This window comes from Paenibacillus sp. Y951 (genome assembly GCF_056786395.1).
In genome coordinates this window covers 1-16,601 of record NZ_JBXCIY010000009.1, presented here as the reverse complement: position 1 = coordinate 16,601, position 16,601 = coordinate 1, and the positions used below count along the sequence as shown (strand labels likewise).

At 38.8% G+C, this 16,601-nt stretch carries 11 protein-coding genes and 1 pseudogene; 2 read left to right on the top strand and 10 right to left on the bottom strand.

The genetic code is table 11. The annotated features are described in order from the left end of the window. Positions 1 to 107: 107 nt before the first annotated feature. Entirely contained in the window at positions 108 to 929 is an 822-nt protein-coding gene (locus AC1TPB_RS14110) for a polysaccharide deacetylase family protein (protein WP_482077088.1), read from the top strand. Positions 930 to 1,301: 372 nt separating this feature from the next. Here AC1TPB_RS14110 and AC1TPB_RS14105 read toward each other — a convergent pair whose 3' ends face one another. From AC1TPB_RS14105 to AC1TPB_RS14095, 3 genes are all read right to left on the bottom strand, one after another. Further along, positions 1,302 to 2,558 carry a DUF438 domain-containing protein gene (locus AC1TPB_RS14105; protein WP_482077087.1) on the bottom strand — a complete coding sequence of 419 codons (1,257 nt, stop codon included), beginning with the start codon at positions 2,556 to 2,558 and terminating at the stop codon, positions 1,302 to 1,304. Positions 2,559 to 2,877: 319 nt separating this feature from the next. Next, entirely contained in the window at positions 2,878 to 3,825 is a 948-nt protein-coding gene (locus tag AC1TPB_RS14100; RefSeq protein WP_482077086.1) for a methyl-accepting chemotaxis protein, read from the bottom strand. Positions 3,826 to 4,120: 295 nt separating this feature from the next. Continuing rightward, a complete protein-coding gene (locus tag AC1TPB_RS14095; protein WP_482077085.1) occupies positions 4,121 to 4,543 on the bottom strand; it encodes a DUF3237 family protein in 423 nt (140 codons plus the stop codon). 319 nt (positions 4,544 to 4,862) lie between these two features. On the opposite strand from AC1TPB_RS14095, the gene AC1TPB_RS14090 reads away from it, so the two are divergent. Beyond that, on the top strand, positions 4,863 to 6,278 hold the full coding sequence (locus AC1TPB_RS14090; RefSeq protein WP_482077084.1) for a family 43 glycosylhydrolase: 1,416 nt from the start codon (positions 4,863 to 4,865) through the stop codon (positions 6,276 to 6,278). A 157-nt stretch (positions 6,279 to 6,435) separates the two neighbouring features. Here the strand turns inward: AC1TPB_RS14090 and AC1TPB_RS14085 are convergent, their stop codons facing one another. From AC1TPB_RS14085 to AC1TPB_RS14055, 7 genes and pseudogenes are all read right to left on the bottom strand, one after another. Next, positions 6,436 to 7,542 carry an RNA-guided endonuclease TnpB family protein gene (locus AC1TPB_RS14085; protein ID WP_482077083.1) on the bottom strand — a complete coding sequence of 369 codons (1,107 nt, stop codon included), beginning with the start codon at positions 7,540 to 7,542 and terminating at the stop codon, positions 6,436 to 6,438. A 28-nt stretch (positions 7,543 to 7,570) separates the two neighbouring features. Continuing rightward, a pseudogene (locus tag AC1TPB_RS14080) lies at positions 7,571 to 7,681 on the bottom strand (transposase); the annotation flags it as partial. Positions 7,682 to 8,060: 379 nt separating this feature from the next. Further along, positions 8,061 to 10,439: a polyprenyl synthetase family protein gene (locus AC1TPB_RS14075; protein ID WP_482077082.1), complete on the bottom strand. Its 2,379-nt coding sequence runs from the start codon at positions 10,437 to 10,439 to the stop codon at positions 8,061 to 8,063. Positions 10,440 to 10,908: 469 nt separating this feature from the next. Beyond that, on the bottom strand, positions 10,909 to 11,667 hold the full coding sequence (locus tag AC1TPB_RS14070; RefSeq protein ID WP_482077081.1) for an ABC transporter ATP-binding protein: 759 nt from the start codon (positions 11,665 to 11,667) through the stop codon (positions 10,909 to 10,911). A gap of 4 nt (positions 11,668 to 11,671) precedes the next feature. After that, positions 11,672 to 13,993, bottom strand: a complete 2,322-nt coding sequence (locus tag AC1TPB_RS14065) for an ABC transporter permease (protein ID WP_482077080.1) — start codon at positions 13,991 to 13,993, stop codon at positions 11,672 to 11,674. Positions 13,994 to 14,030: 37 nt separating this feature from the next. Further along, positions 14,031 to 14,660, bottom strand: coding sequence for a TetR/AcrR family transcriptional regulator (locus AC1TPB_RS14060; protein ID WP_482077079.1), 630 nt, complete (start codon positions 14,658 to 14,660; stop codon positions 14,031 to 14,033). Between the two features lie 438 nt (positions 14,661 to 15,098). Then, positions 15,099 to 16,601, bottom strand: a 1,503-nt coding sequence (locus tag AC1TPB_RS14055; protein WP_482077078.1) for an S-layer homology domain-containing protein, incomplete at its 5' end; no start/stop codon positions are given.

Genomic DNA, 16,601 nt, shown 5'->3' with positions numbered 1-16,601 from the left:
AGCATCTTTAATAGCCGTTATAATCAACTTTAGGGAAGATATCGTATTTTAAATTTGTGTAAGCGCTTAATGATTTGTGGATTATTTCAGGGGGGAAATGTAAAACAATGAGTATACAACTTAATAAAACCATCTCACTTTTTCTTGTAGCCACTTTAATTATTCCATTAGGTTGCCGTGCTCCAATTACGGAAGTGGCTGAGGTAGAGCCAATTATTCCGGAAGTAGCTGAGGCAGAGCCGAATATTCCAGTTCTTTTGTATCACCGCGTTACGGATACTCCAATAAATGACTGGACTGATACAAGCACGAAAGATTTCAAGCAGCATATGCAATATCTTGATGATAATAGTTTTAACACGCTTACTGCCAAACAATATGTAGATATTATGAAAGGTAATGAAAAAGCTCCAGACAAACCAATTTTACTAACATTTGATGATGCTACCCCTGACTTTATTGAAACTGCAGTGCCAATATTGAATAATCACGGGATGAATGCCGTGCAATTCGTAGCTAGTGGCTGGATCGGCGGTGGCTACAGTATGTCACTCGTACAATTAGAAGCACTTGCAAAAAATCCAAATATTAGCATCCAAAATCATACTGTAAACCATGCCGAGAAAACTTGGAAGACGATATCTGAGGCAGATGCTTCTACTGAAATGGCTACTGCTAATGCGTTCATTAAAGGTATTACGGATGAAGACCCTATTCTTTTCGCTTACCCATATGGCGACTATAATGAAAATGCTCAAGCGGCAGCAGCAGCGAATGGCATCCAATATTCATTTAAAGTCGGCTATCCGAATGAAAGTGATCATACCATGGGTCGTCATTATGTGCTAATGAGCACTACATTAAGCGAAATTGCCAAATGGATTGGTGGACCTGCACCAGCAGCTACACCTATGGAACCAACAACTTGAAAAACGATATAGCATGAAACCTTTGCAAACGGTCAAGTTTTCGCTGATCCATCAGGTAGTTCTAAACTGGATCTTGTCACTAACTACGAAGAAGAAAAGGCATTGTAAGCGGATACCAGTTTATAACAGGACTCCCCATCGTACGAAACCGTCGATAGTACCACGACGAGTGTGCATCGGTTCTTCTTTATATTTATGATACCCTCAATGCTTTATTCATGTACCTCGTTGGCCATGAACATCATATACGACACTAAATAAAAACCAGGCACTTCTTGTTCAAATTTGAACAGGAAGTGCCTTATTTCTTTAGCTATTTAGCACTTTTTTCCATGTGATACTTCTTCAAATTACGATGGATGTGTCTTCCTCTTACTCCGAGAGTATCCGTTTTTGACCTGTAAGTTCTTGAATCGGCTTAATGTTTTGAGTGAATTCAAGCGCACCTAAATATTTTCCTTCTTCATCCCTTACAGAAAAATAGCGAATATAGATAAATTTATCTTTCAAGGGAATCCAGAAATCTTCCTCATCTTTAACACCTGCTTTGAAATCAGCAAGCAACTGATTTACGACATGAACGCTTTGCGGAGGATGGCAATTCTGAACACTTCTACCGATAACCGCTTTGGTACGAACGAAGATTCTTTCTTTACCATGTGAAAAATATCGCACGATATCATTCTCATCGATAAAAGTCAGGTCGACCGGTAAATGATTTAAGATGGATTCAAGCTGTCTGACCGATAAAACACCTGTACTCATTCTGATGTATCCTTCTTGTAGCGGAGAAGAGCCTAACCCATTATCTGCGCCAAGTTCAGCTGCTCTCTCGGGAATCCATACTTGATCCGGTGCAATCAGACAATAACCCACTTCTTCACTTTGGGCAGCAATTTGAAGCCATTCATCTTCCGTCAATTTTCCTAGTGCCATAGGTAATAAGATATTTTCTTCTTTATAGATCATTTCTGTTATTTCGTTTAAGACCCGTTTTGCCAGATCTACTAATATCTCTGCATTGCCATCAAAATTAGTGAGTTTGGATTTCACTTCTTTTATTCCAATTCGGATACCATCGTCTACTGCCCACATCACCTTGGTCGGTCCAAAGATTCCGTATTTTTCGAGGAAAGGAAACAGTATATTTTCTTTCCGGCAGTAGTGTTTATCTACATCATATAGAAGACTGAAATCCTCCAGCAATTTATGACGATTTGCCTCCCCATGATCCTTAAGAAATCGCTCCAGATGCAGTGCGATTTTGAAATTTATTAGTAGATCAATTTCTCGGTTCTCCATTTTAAAGGTATGAATAGGATGTCCCGGCCGCTCTTCAGGTTTGTGAGCATTGTGAATTTCTTGGATGGAACCTTTGAACACAGCAGCATGCACACTGCACAGTCGCTGTACTTCGGTTACCGGTATCCCTTCCTCCTGCATCAGCACCTCTTCTAGTTGCGAAATTTCATCAACTGATATATCACCTACAGCATCATTAAATCTTGACTTTACTTCCTCCACACTTTTTCCACGGTGAAGCTCTATAATGATTTCCTTGAGCAAGTGTATACGATCAGGTCGCTGAGCAGAAATGCCATTCTCACGGTTATTAATTAATTCACTCATGTTCTTCACCTCTGTTTTTTTCTATATATAAAGTTAAACTTCTTTCATACTTACTTCTATAAATTAGCATCTCCGAACTGCATTGCTTGTGATTTAAAACACTTTAAAAATGGATATTCATTGAACAAAGGGAATGGGTACCGAATAAATGACTCGGGCGAACAATAAGAAGCACTAGCCTAGCATATTCGTCCCTACGAAATGTCTACAAAAACAACAAAAACCCCGACCTTATACGATCGGAGTTAATAATGGTGGAAAAGAATCGCACACTAGATCTCCCACGCAAGAGTTTAGAGTGTTTTCACTTTCAATACAGCTATATAGTTGGGAAACCTTTCACCAAATCAACGGCTTTTAAAAGCTTTTGTGTCACAATGTCAGCTTCTTCAATGTGACTATTTACTATAGCATTGGCTTCGTTAAATAACTCTGCTGTCCTTTTGAAGCTATTAAGTACATCTTCACTTGAAGATTTTTGATTTTGGATATCACTTAATAGTTTTTTCACTTCATTCTGGACATGCTCTATCATTTGAAGAAGTAAATTCATATGCTCAGATGTTTCTGTACTTGTTTTCATTCCTTGTTCTACAAGATTCACATTATTTTTCGTATCTGCGTATGCCCTCAGTATTTGCTCTTGTGTTCTTTGCGTCAAATTCACAATATCCTCTGTACTAATTTTAGTATTCTCAGCAAGCTTGCGCACTTCGGCCGCCACAACAGCAAAACCTTTTCCATGCTCCCCAGCTCTTGCCGCTTCGATTGAGGCGTTCAACGCTAATAAATTGGTCTGACTTGAAATATCACTAATTACCTCTACAATTTCTTCAATTTGTTTGGACAGCTCACTTAGCTCATTCATGTTGTCAGATGTCTGCTTAGATTGTTCTCCTATACGATCAATGATATTCTCTACAGCATTCACTGCTTCCATACTATCTTGAGATACTGTTGCCATCTTATCAGAAGAATGAATCAATGATATTCCGTTTTCAAGCACCTGTTCTGAGATCTGATTAGATTCAATCGTATTATTTTCAACGCTATTAAATTCTGTTAAAATATTCCCTAGCATTTTTCCAATTTGTTCATGTTGATCGTTCACAATATCATGCTGTTCTATAGTAGAAATCAATTCTTTATGTAATTCATTTAAAAATATTTGAAATGCATGCTCTTTTGTATCTAATTCTGCATTCAATTCATCTATTTTTTTCTTAAATAACTCAATATCTTCTTTTTTTGTTTTGAAAGTAAACATAGACTTTTTCCACTCCATTCTGAGAAACTATCTCATCACCTGCTATTCTAAGCTTTCAAAAATATATTATCAAATTAAACCTCATTTTCTTAGTAATAAGATAGATACGTTTAAAGGATTGGCCATTGTAAACGCCTATATTACTATTCATCAGGGCCGCTTTCCAGGTCGTATCGTCTATGAATGTCATTGTCCAGAGGAGTTACTTATGACTAGAATTAGAATGTGAATTCCACTTTTAGCTTCTGAAACATAAATAGACCAACAACCATGTTTATAACGATTAAACAGCTTTTCAATTCACTATATATATATTAATGATTACGCCTTCTACATCAACTGTTCCTTCTGCTACTAATATTTCACTCTCAATATACTTTAATATATGACTCGAAGTAATGATTTGTGGATAAGTTCTAAATAAATACTTATTGTTTGATTCATCAATATTTCCATTGTTTTCAATGTAAATTGTGCAATCCTGTCCTGAATAATCTTTACCCATGATCATATATCTGGCAGATAATGAATGTTTCTTACGGTCTTGGCTAATAATTTGAGTGTCTACACCCCCTTTTTGAATTTCACCTTGGAATAGTGGCCCTGTTACATGTCCTGTAAATGGAATCATCACGACTGAATCCCCTATTTCAGAATGTAGAGTTTTTGCTTCTCCTGTTTTCACATGAATGGTCATTATAAGTTCTAATTTTTCCATATATTAGTCTCCGCTCGTGTTAGTATGTTTTATTATTTACTTCATCTTACATTTAACTAGGTATAACATATTTATCAATATTATGATAAATAGATATGAAATGTTATTTTCATAATTATACTATAACAAATGTTACCTACTAAAGTCTTTATGATTGCAGTTAATTTAAATAATACTACTTTATCAATATTAGCTTGTACTTTGTAAGTGATGCATTCTATAATATTTTATGTAAGCACTTTTTTGTAATTTTCTAGATGATTTATATCCTTTATGTTTTCTCAAAAAATCTTATATTATTGAAAGGATTGACTTAACTATGTTAAAACAAGGATTTAATCCATATCTTCCGTCATGGGAATATATACCTGATAGTGAGCCATATGTATTTAATGATAGAGTCTATGTGTACGGGTCACACGACCAATTTAATGGTCATGCATTTTGTTTAAATGATTATGTTTGTTGGTCTGCACCAGTAAACAATCTCAAAGATTGGACATATGAAGGTGTGATCTACACTAAAACTGATGATCCGCTAAATTCTAAAGCTAATATGTGTTTATATGCACCTGATGTTACCGTAGGGCCCGATGGCCGATATTATTTATACTATGTTCTTGATAAAGTGCCAGTGGTTTCTGTAGCTGTTTGTGAAAGTCCAGCTGGGAAGTTTGAATTTTATGGGTATGTCCATTATTCTGATGGCACACGCCTTGGTGAGAGAGATGGCGACCAGCCTCAATTTGATCCTGGTGTGTTGACAGAAGGAAATACCACTTATCTGTATACTGGTTTTTGTGCATACGGAGACACATCTAGAAAAGGAGCAATGGCTACAGTACTAGGTCCAGATATGCTGACTATTATAGAAGAACCTGTATTTGTAATGCCAAGTCAACCATATAGCCAAGGTAGTAGCTTTGAGGGACATGAATTTTTTGAAGCACCATCCATTAGAAAAAAAGGCGACACTTATTATTTGATTTATTCATCTATCGTTATGCATGAATTATGCTATGCAACTAGTAAATCAGCCACACAAGGATTCAAATATCAAGGTGTAATTGTAAGTAACAATGATATTAATATCGATACATATAAACCTGCTGAACAACCAATGGCTTATGGTGGAAATAACCACGGCAGTTTCGTACAAATAGAAGATAGATGGTATATTTTCTATCATAGACAAACTAACGGAACGCACTATAGTCGACAAGGTTGTCTAGAACAAATCTTCTTTAACGAGGATGGAAGTATCAACCAGGTAGAAATGACTTCTTCCGGAGCAAATGACGGTCCGCTAATCGGAAGTGGAGAATATCCAGCATACATTGCATGTAATCTATTTTGTAATGATGTAGAAATGTATACAGGTACTTTCGGGGCATGGATGGACGGAAGATTTCCAAAGATCACTCAAGACGGCAAAGATGGTGATGAAGAGACAGGTTACATCACTAATATGAGAGATGGTGCTTCAGCAGGATTTAAGTATTTTGACTGTAATGACATTCAAACTATTAAAATTAATGTGCGTGGATATTGTAATGGTGCATTCGAAGTGAAAACATCATGGGACGGCGCTGTTCTAGGAACTATACCTGTAGGTTTCACAAATGTATGGACAGAGTATTCCGCACACATCCCTATTCCAAATGGAGTTCAAGCCCTTTACTTTACCTATAAAGGATCCGGCAATGCTAGCTTAGCTTCCTTTATCTTGGAGTAGTAAATAGCTAACCCGTGAACTACTCCCACCACTTACCTCTTTACAGGTCTTGAAGTGGGGGCTTCTCGGTTAATCGTTACTTTTACTAGCTAACGAATTAGTCTTCGACCGCCGAGCTAACACCCTTGTTCCAAAGGTTCTTTGATTCTATTTAAGATCACGCGAATAAGCGCATGCCTTCATTTTTGATATTGATGGCGGCGTTATAATCTCTATCCAGATTTGCACCACATGTACATGTATATACGCGTTCATACAATGACATCTCTTTGATATGCCCACAATGACTACATGTCTTTGTGGATGGATACCATTTGTCTATTTTGATCAGTTGTTTTCCTTGTGCTTGTAATTTGTAGGTTAAGAAAGTGGTGAACATACTCCAACCATTGTCCGCCACACTTTTACCAAAGTGAAGGGCCTGTGACATTCCTTTCATGTTCAAGTCTTCGATCGCTACTAAATCAAACGCTGTAGCTAATTCTTTTGACTTGTGATGTAAGAAATTCTTGCGTTGGTTTGCTACCTTTTCATGTAACTTAGCTACGGTTATACGTTGCTTATTCCAACGAACAGAGCCTTTTGTTCTTCTGGATAGAACGCGTTGTGATTTTGCTAATTGTTCTAACATTTGACGATAGAAACGAGGGTAATTGGCTTTCTCACCTTCACTACTAACGTACAATTCAGACATAGCAAAATCTAAACCTACAGCGGATTCCACCTCTTTTGGCTCGATTTCCTGCTCATACTCCGTCAGGATCGATATATAATACTTGCCCGAAGCTGTCATGGAGATCGTGCAAGACTTCATGGTATGATGACTTGGTATGATTCTGTGTTGTTTGATCCGTACCATCTTTAGCTTTGGTAATTTGATATGACGGGCAAATAGCATAATGTTTCCGTTTACAAGATTGGTTGTATACGACTTTCTATCCTTTTTGTTCTTGAATGTAGGAAAGGCGTTTTGACCACTAAAGAAATTCTGATATGAAGTTTGCAAATGGAGTTGAGCATTGGCTAAGGCGAGGGAATCTACTTCTTTCAACCACTCAAATTCTACTTTATATTTCGCAGGAGTTGGAAGCTTTTGCTTCTTTCGTTGATCCTTATCGTCTTTATATTTCTCGTAGATTTCTTTACGTTCTGCTAACATTTTGTTGTATACGAATCTGACACAACCGAAGGTTTTACGCATAAGAAGTGCTTGTTCTTCTGTTGGATATAAACGGAACTTGTATGCTTTATGGTGCTTCGCCATATCATGTCACCTCACTTTTCACCTTGACTTTCGCATAGTCTGATATGTTATCATCAAATACATTTTTCCTATATTTCACAACTAAAACAAGATGGTAATATAGTAAGAATACTGAATGATTATTACTCTCTAACTTCATTGAGATAACTCCCTTAATCTTTATAAGACTGATTATATCTGAGCCGAAAATATAAAGCAAAATCTTTTTGTCTATCGCCAAACCGAAATTCATCTCCCACCTAAAATTGGACTTATCAGCCCTTCATTAATTTTTGAGGATGGAGAATTCTTTCGGGTAGCGTTAAAACAACCAGTTTCTTGATCCTGAAGTGCTCCCTGTCAAGTGGACAGCGCAAAAAAAAAACTTAATTAGTGTGTACTGTAATTTTATAGATATCATGCAATATAGTTAATACTCTACGTATTTAATATGGAATATATTTAATATCATTTATTATCACACAACAAACCCCGACCTCTTGCGGTCGGGGGTAATGATGGTGGAAGAAAGATACCGGTTAATGGTCCCTATTAATAATATAATTCATTAAGTGCATCAAAAAAGCGTTTTGATGCGGCATCTCTTTCAACGCTTCCATAGCAAGACAGTAGTGTTCCCACATCTCTTTCATGGCGCCTTCCTGGCCAAGGATTGTTACGAAAGTCGAAGTGTTGTTTTCAACATCCTTGCCCACTGGTTTCCCCAGCAAGCTAGCATCTCCTTCGGAATCAAGCAAATCATCCTTAATCTGAAAGGCTATCCCCGCATGATAAGCGAATTTTTTCAAAATTTCTATTTCCCGTCTATCCACCTTCGCGAGAATAGCAGGCATAACTAAAGCAGCCTCAAACGCCATACCGGTTTTATAAAAACAGATCGTATTCAATTGATCCAGTGTCAGTACTTCTCCTTTGGAATTCAAGTCCATCGCCTGTCCCATACAGAGTTCTTCTGTCGTTCGGGCCGAATATTGCATTAAGGCAAGCACGGCTTGGGCATCGAATTGATCCATTGACGCCTGTTCCTGAATTGCCCTCTGAATCAGAAAAAGACCGGTCAACTCAGCAGTAGCGCTATCATGAACTAGATGCAGTGTTGGACGCCCTCTACGGATGGACGCATTATCTTGAGATGGCAAATCATCGAAAATCAAGGATGCAGTATGCATGTATTCTAATGATCTCAACAAAGGCATGATTGATGACACCTTCAGCCCATAATGTTGTTTAGCCATGACCCAAGTTATTATGGGACGCAATCGTTTCCCGTCACCTACGAGACTGTAATTGGCCGCATCAATCAGCTTCTCTTTCATCGGCAACATCCCGTCAGGCTTCATAATCTGCAGGGCATTGTTGATCTCCTCACGGGCCGAGTTAATAGTCTCAAAAAATTCTTCTTTTACATTCCGTTCATTTTTTAAAATGTTGACTAGTTGGTCTCTAAGCAGCTTATCGAAAAAATCCACATCTTGCGCTTGATTCACCATTTGCTGAATTAGCCGATTGAACGTTGGATTTCCGGAAGCAAAGATGTTCAAAATGTTATTATACTTTTCAGTGCCGATACGTGCTTTACAACGTTTAAGACCATTAATCGCGCGATTCAAAATCACTTCACGGGTCTTGTCATCGGAATGATATACATTATGAATCAAATGATAAATAACCGTCCAGTATAATTCATAAGGATTGATCAGATCCGAACGACGGTCACGATAGGTTAAATAATAAGTGTAGGGCGTTACCGCACCTTCTCTCAAATCTTCAAACATATCTGCAAAATCGTCAGCTAACTGGTTGTAGATACCATAAAAGAAGGTTCTACTCTCAAAGCCCTCGTCTAAAGGTGCACGTACGACGGAACGGGCGATCAAACGCGAAGAAGCTGACTTTAATATAATCGGAATGTAAAGCTCTTCATTCGTATACGTTGCATGAGATAGATCTTTCGCACGGTCCAATTCCTGTGAGTGAAAAAACACATAAGCCTGCTCGAAAAATAGGTGCTTGGTTTCTAACGGCTGATGTTGCTTAATATATTCAAAAGCTTCACCTAGCTCCGCATGTACATATTGAATCATAGCTTTGTTCGTTCCTACCAACTCGCCCAATTCCGGCACCGAACCCGTAAGAAGTACTGTTCGAATCATGCGGGAATATTGTGATTTTTCTTGATCGGATAAGACTTGTGAATCCAGAAGATCATCAATAAATGGATAGGTCAAACCATAGCAATAGCCCAACCTAATGGCTTCATCTAGTTTTCGAGCACGATCCTCTGAAGTTAGTCCGTTTTCCATTTCTTCGACAGCATGTATAACCACGCCAAGAATAATCTTAATTAGTTTACGCTGTGCATGCTCCGCATTCATTCCTTCTGGAATGTTAGCTGATACCGTCTTAAGTTTGTCGATCACCCATATTACAGCAGTTTCAACGCCTTCCTTCTGTGCCCATCGATACAGTTCTACCAAACTAATAAAATCTGACTGTTTTCCTTCGTTTGTTGAAGTAAAAGGAATCAATCGTTCTTTGATATCAGAAGCTACACGCTTAATTCTCGCTTGTGTATCAGGTGAATCCATGGCTTTGCCTAGATCCCTCATATACATATAGGAAATGCTTGAATCCAGGTAAGCATCCAATTTTCCGGTATGGTTCAACCATTGAATATGTCGATGATAATCTCCCGCATTAGATTTGTTCTTTCCTCGTAATAATAAGGAAAGCCACGAGTGGACATGACCACGTTTCCACAAATGAATGTCTGCTGTTAGAGCGCGCATATAATTTTTATCTATGACTTGTTCATAAAGCAATGCAAAATAAAGTGCTGCCTTCTGTTCAGCTTGCCGATAACAGGTATCGGCATCTACAATTAATTCCTCATTCATACGGTGTATTACCTCAATATTTATTTTGTTATAACAGTAAACAGTATATACAGAGAATGAAGCTTTTCCATAAGTGTAAGCAGATTTGAGCATTTCCGCGACAACTTAGTCAAATTCAACCCCTTATTAGATACGTAATAGCATCGTTCTGGTTACGAATTTCCATTAAAGGAACGGAACCCATTTTATCGCATACCTTGAAAAAGTGTATGCTCGGTTGATTAGATAGATGCTTATCGTGAAATAAAAATACTTGTCATTACATGTCGAATGCAATTAGTATGATCATCTATAAGACTAGGTTGATACATTGTTATCCTTTACATCATTATAAAGTAGAATGCTAGTAGACTACGATTTCATATTCACAGCTACTATATTACCTAGTTAAAGGAGCTTGTTTGATGAAACTCATATTAAATACTATCTCCAATAAATAGAAATGTAATGATTTTGAAGCAAATGGTCGCTATATTCCTATTTCCCACATTTTCACCGTAACTTTCTCGACCCTGCCATCCATATCTGTCCCGTCATACTTTGGAAGTTTCAGTTCGCTTACGATTTTTCCGTCACGCATAAACATAATGCGCTCTGTTCGAGCTGCAACCTTTGCATCATGAGTTACAAGCATAACCGCAGTACCGTCCGCGTTAATTTCAGAAAATATATCCATGATCTTCTCTGCAGATTTTGAGTTGAGCGCACCAGTCGGCTCGTCGCCGAAAATGATTTTTGGGCTGTTCATAAGCGAGCGGCATATTCCCGCACGTTGAAGCTGGCCTCCCGAAACTTGTGTAATATCTCGCTTTTCAAGCTCCGCGATGCCCAGCCTTTTCATAAGCGCTCTTGCCTTCTCCGCAATTTTTACGACGTTTTTTCTGTTGTCGCGCATTGACGGAAGAATTATGTTATCAAGGATATTCAGATTTTTCAGCATAGTCGGCTGTTGAAAAACAAATCCCATTTTTGTTCTACGTATATCTGAAAGCTCGTTCTCAGAGACCGTCGATAATTCCCTGCTGTCAAAAACGACCTTTCCTCCGTCAACGTTGTCCATTCCGCTCAACGTAAACATCAGCGTCGATTTTCCCGAGCCAGAGGGCCCCATAACTGCAACGAACTCGCCCTCGTGTATTTCAACGAACACTTCATCAAGAACATTACGCTGTTCATCACCCTCGCCGAAAGACTTTACGATATGATCACCGATAATAATCTTCTTCATATGTCTACTCCTTTATATTTTCGGATATGTTTATTTGTCCTGCGCCCGATGTGCCAATGAATGTTGCGATAAGAACCGCGCAAATCATCATTAGCGGACTAAACAGATACGCCGAAAGGGGATTTACTGTAAAATTAAACGTCGAAGCTCCAAATGATGAAATAACCAATCCCGCAAGTATCTCTCCGAGAGTGTTTGCGAGAAGCGTGCCGAGAACAATTCCGACAATCAGAACAAATACCGTACGAGAAACATACTGCATCTTAATATCCGAGTTTGTAAAACCGAACGCTTTCATTACGGCAATGGCATATCGGTCCTTAGCTACAAGCATTTTCATAAATAACAATGTAACTAGTACCATTATAACCAGCGCAACGGTGACCGCTGCATAGGAGGCCATTTCGACGGAGCTTATTGTCGAGCCGAAGGTCTGTGTAACAAATTCATCAATGTCTGAAACCTTTGCAACATCAAACTTGTCTGCATAATCCGCAACCTTCACATCAACAAGTGATTTATCCGAAAGTTCAGCGCTGACAATGCTCCACATAATTCCAGCCGAATGGTCGGTGAATACGGCCTTGGCGGTTTTTCCACCGTTGGTAATATCAGAATAGATTCCGCTTACCGTTAGATCTTTCTCTAGTTCCTCAATCACTAGCGTAATGACATCGCCGACCTTCTTGTTCATTTCATCAGCGTATATAATCGAAAGCGCAATTTCGTCATCTACGGCTGGTGCTTTGCCCTCGGAATATTTGATAGGAAATATCGAATGGTCGCCGAGTTCAATTTTAATATTTTCCTCTGTTCCGTCTTCCGTTATTGCCTTGAATGTTTTTGTTGTAAGGGCAGCAACCTTTGAAATGGCTTGATCGCTTTTCACCGTCTTTTCGATTTCAGTGACTATTTTAGAGACATTGTCAATATTTCCAGACAACTGTATGCGCAGATCGTAGTTTCCAATCCCCATATAACTGATGAAGCTTTTTGAGGAAATCGTGTTGTACAGGTTCTGCGGAACAATCATAATAAATACCGAAATCACCAGCACAGCTAGCATTGTGGCGTAAAGTTTTTTCCTTGAGAGAACATCTTTGATACCGAGAAAGATATTCGTGTTAAATAGCCTGTTTCTGCTCAACGTAAAACGCTTAGCACCCTTGTTTTCGTCCTGAGAAGTGCCAAAGCGTATAGCTTCCGCGGCTGAAATTTTCTTAAAGCGTTTCAGAACTCCGTTAACATAGGCCATAATGGCAAGGAATACTAGCAATATGCCGATGATTCCTAACACGTAAGCAAAAGAAGAATTCTCGCTTTCCCCCATATAAAGCCGTATATTTTCAAGGAGCATGCCTTTGAATACAAACGAAAGAGCAAAACCGAGAATAGAACCTGCCGCCGCAATTGCCGCGTATTTCGCTAGATAAATCTTCTTGATGTCGGAGACACGCAGCCCTATAGCTTTCATAACACCAATTTCACGATAATCATCTTCGATTTTGGCAAGGAGCGTAAAGCGTATGCACATGAACGCGATGGAAACAATAAGCAGGCTTACCAGAAGGATAATCCCAATCATCATACCGTCAGAAATTGCATTCATCAGTCTAAAAAGTGAATATGTAACCGTTGGCCCGTTCATTTCAAGTGCTGCGGAGGCATATGCGGTTTCAAATGCGCCTAACGCAGACATATCCTTTAATCTGAACTCAATCAGATACTCTGTATTTCCAAGATTTTTTATTTCCGCATAGTCATTGCTGCTTACAAGAAATCTCTTTGAAGCGGCAAGCGAAGAATTCATTGTCGAATCGCGGAGAAATCCTACAACGGTAAATTCTTTGCCGCTTATTACGGCCTTGTCACCAATCTTTGCAGTGTTATCTTTCATATAACTTACCGGAACATAAATCTCACCGTCAGATACGTTGATGACGTTTCCGTCCAGATCAAGAAGATAATCGAATTTTGCGCTCTGTACGCTTAAACCGTTGTCCTGAACGCTGTTCGCAAGCGAATTATCGCCCAATGTAATCTGAGCACCGTCAATGTTCAGAAATTCTAAGACCTGAAATTCTTCGACGTTGCTGTTTTGTTCCGCAAAAGCCGTAAGCCGCGAAGTATCAATCTCACCCGAATGCATCTGCATAAAATGTGGAGTTTTCGCTTGTGTCATTAGTGTATCCAGCGCGCCAGAAAGATTGACAATGAGTATCACCGCGAGTGAAACAAGCATAGCTGAGGCAGCGACAAATATCATTGTTGTTAGCGCTATCGCCTTGCTCTTTAAAATGTCATTGCGGATTATTCTGTTAAACATAAGTCACCTCTGTTTTCCTGAATGATTAATTGCCACTCTATCCACCGCCAAACATCTGCATTACGTCTATAAGACTTCCACTTTTGACACCAAGCAGCCTTTCTACATTAAAAACAAAAGCCTGTATGCGTGAAGCGTGCTCCTCGTTCGTCATTTGAACCATATCATCATCAAAAACGGTATTCGCATAAATCACAACCATTTCCATGCATTCATACGGGTACGGCGTGTGGAATAGTCCCTGCTGGATGCCCTCGTGGATGATTCCCGTCAGTATCGGCGTAACGCCATTGATGATGACCTTTTCTATTTTCTGATGCATAAGTGCGTTCTGCGGCTTGTGAATATGCTCCATAATCTCCTTGCTGCTCCCGCCACTTAAGTTCAGTGCCATAACAACGCGAATAATGCGTTCCACTACAGGTATGCTCTTGTCTGTTGCAATTTCCTGCGCCGTGCCTAGAAGACGAACACTATACCGTTCAATGAGCGCGTCCATAATACCCTCCTTCGACTTGAAGTGATGATATAACGTTCCTCGCGCGATTCCGACCTTTTCGAGAATATCGTTTGTACTTGTGCCGTCAAAGCCCTTCTGACCGAAAAGCTCATCAGCTGCGTCAATTATTTCGTTCCTGCGTTCCTCAGCTTCTTTTACAACTCTCATCTTTACATCTCCTTTACAAACCGACCGACTGTCTGTCTATGTGTTTATTAAATAATATCACGTTATTATATGATGTTGTCAAGAAGTCTTTTTTAATTTAAATCTAAGGCAGTTTTTATATAGGTAAATCTAGTAAGACTACCAATTTTCTTTACATATATACAATGGTATTTACAAATGATTCCTAGTAAAATATCTACATTGATCGAAAATAACATTATCCTTTGTTACCTTATTACTCGTAATAATATGAACAATAAATAGGAGATCTATTTTTTTCGCGATCACATTTGCTCCAATACATGTAGTATTCTGATCTTAGCCCTAAAAAAAGAAAAAACACCATCCTCATGCGGATGGTGTTAATGATAGTGGAGGCGAAGCGTGGCTGTGCAAAACCACAATTCGCCGTAGTGTGATGGTGAGGATATTAAACAATTAAATTAAGTTTGCATATTCCAGCATTCTACGAATAATAATTACAATTTCAGCTCGAGTAATAGGGTCCTGTGATGCTAGTATATGAGTAGTTTTCCCTTGCAGTAAGCCCATTTCTATTGCCTTAGCCACTGCATTTTCAGCCCAACCAGATACTTTATCTGCATCATGATACTGCCCTAATATTTGTTTGACTTTATCATCAGATAAAACAACTTCAATCTCATTCATTTGCAATGCTCTCGTTATGATCACGATCGCTTCTTCTCTTGTCATGCTTTGATTAGGTCGGAACGAACCATTTTCATACCCTCGAATGAGTGATCTATTCAATGCTGACTGTATCGAAGCTGCTGCCCAGTTTTCAGAGTGAAGATCATCGAACTGGTCTTGATATGGAGCGCTAACCAACCCTAATGCTCTACCCAATATTGCTGTAAATTCCGCTCTTGTTACATCCGCATTGGGTGCAAAAGTCGTTTCCGTTTTACCGTTCACAATCAATTGGCTTGCAAATTCATCAATAACTGCTTTTGCCCAATGTCCCTGAATATCTACAAAACTCTGCTGATGTGAAATTAATGCAATCGTTCCATCCACAAACGTATAGACTTCAGCATAATGTTTTCCTTCCTTCACTACGATTTTTGACGGTACGCGGACAAAAGATCCATCTTCTGCTATTACAATAGCAGTTACATTATTCAGTTCGATCGATGAATATAGCAGTAAAATACGTTTGTTGTAATAATTGCTTTCAACATGAGATACAATCTTTTCTTCCTTCTGGTAATAAACAATCATCGATAGTGGTTGGCCAACGATAGACATATTCTGAAGGAATGAATAGTCTGTACTCGACTTCTCTTGAATGACGATTGTTGTATTTACTCCTTGATTAAATGCAGTAACACCTAATTGAGCTTTTATTTTTTCTAAATCCACTGTAGCTGGATCCCATATCATCGTTCCATCTTCTGTCACGACTTGAAGTACTATCCCTTTATCGATCAGAAGATCAATCGTATCCCCATTAATATCAATCAAAATATCGTCTACTACAATATTGACTCCGACACTTAGCGTTTCTCCTCTAGCCATTTGTTGAACATATGGAATAATTTCAGTTGGATCCAATGTAAGTTTCAACAATTCTTTACCGTTTTCTTTTACAATCGTCCCATTCAAGAGATTCGAATTGGACTCTCCATCTACCGTAATATTCAATTTGTTCTGTTGCTGATTATTGTCTGTAGGTGTAGTTGAAACTGATGTAGAATTTCGTACGGTAATGACAAATGCCGCATCATTTCCCGCACTGAATTTGAAGATGAAACTCTGCGCACCTGTGCCTAGTGTCGCAAGGTACTCCTTCTTCAGCGTGACCTCATTACCCGCTCCGTTCACGTCATAGGCACTTGCTGAAATTGGCGTTCCTCCTAATTCGATGTCTTGGAACGTGTTACCTAGCAAACCTAGTTGCACTGTAATATCAGCATAACC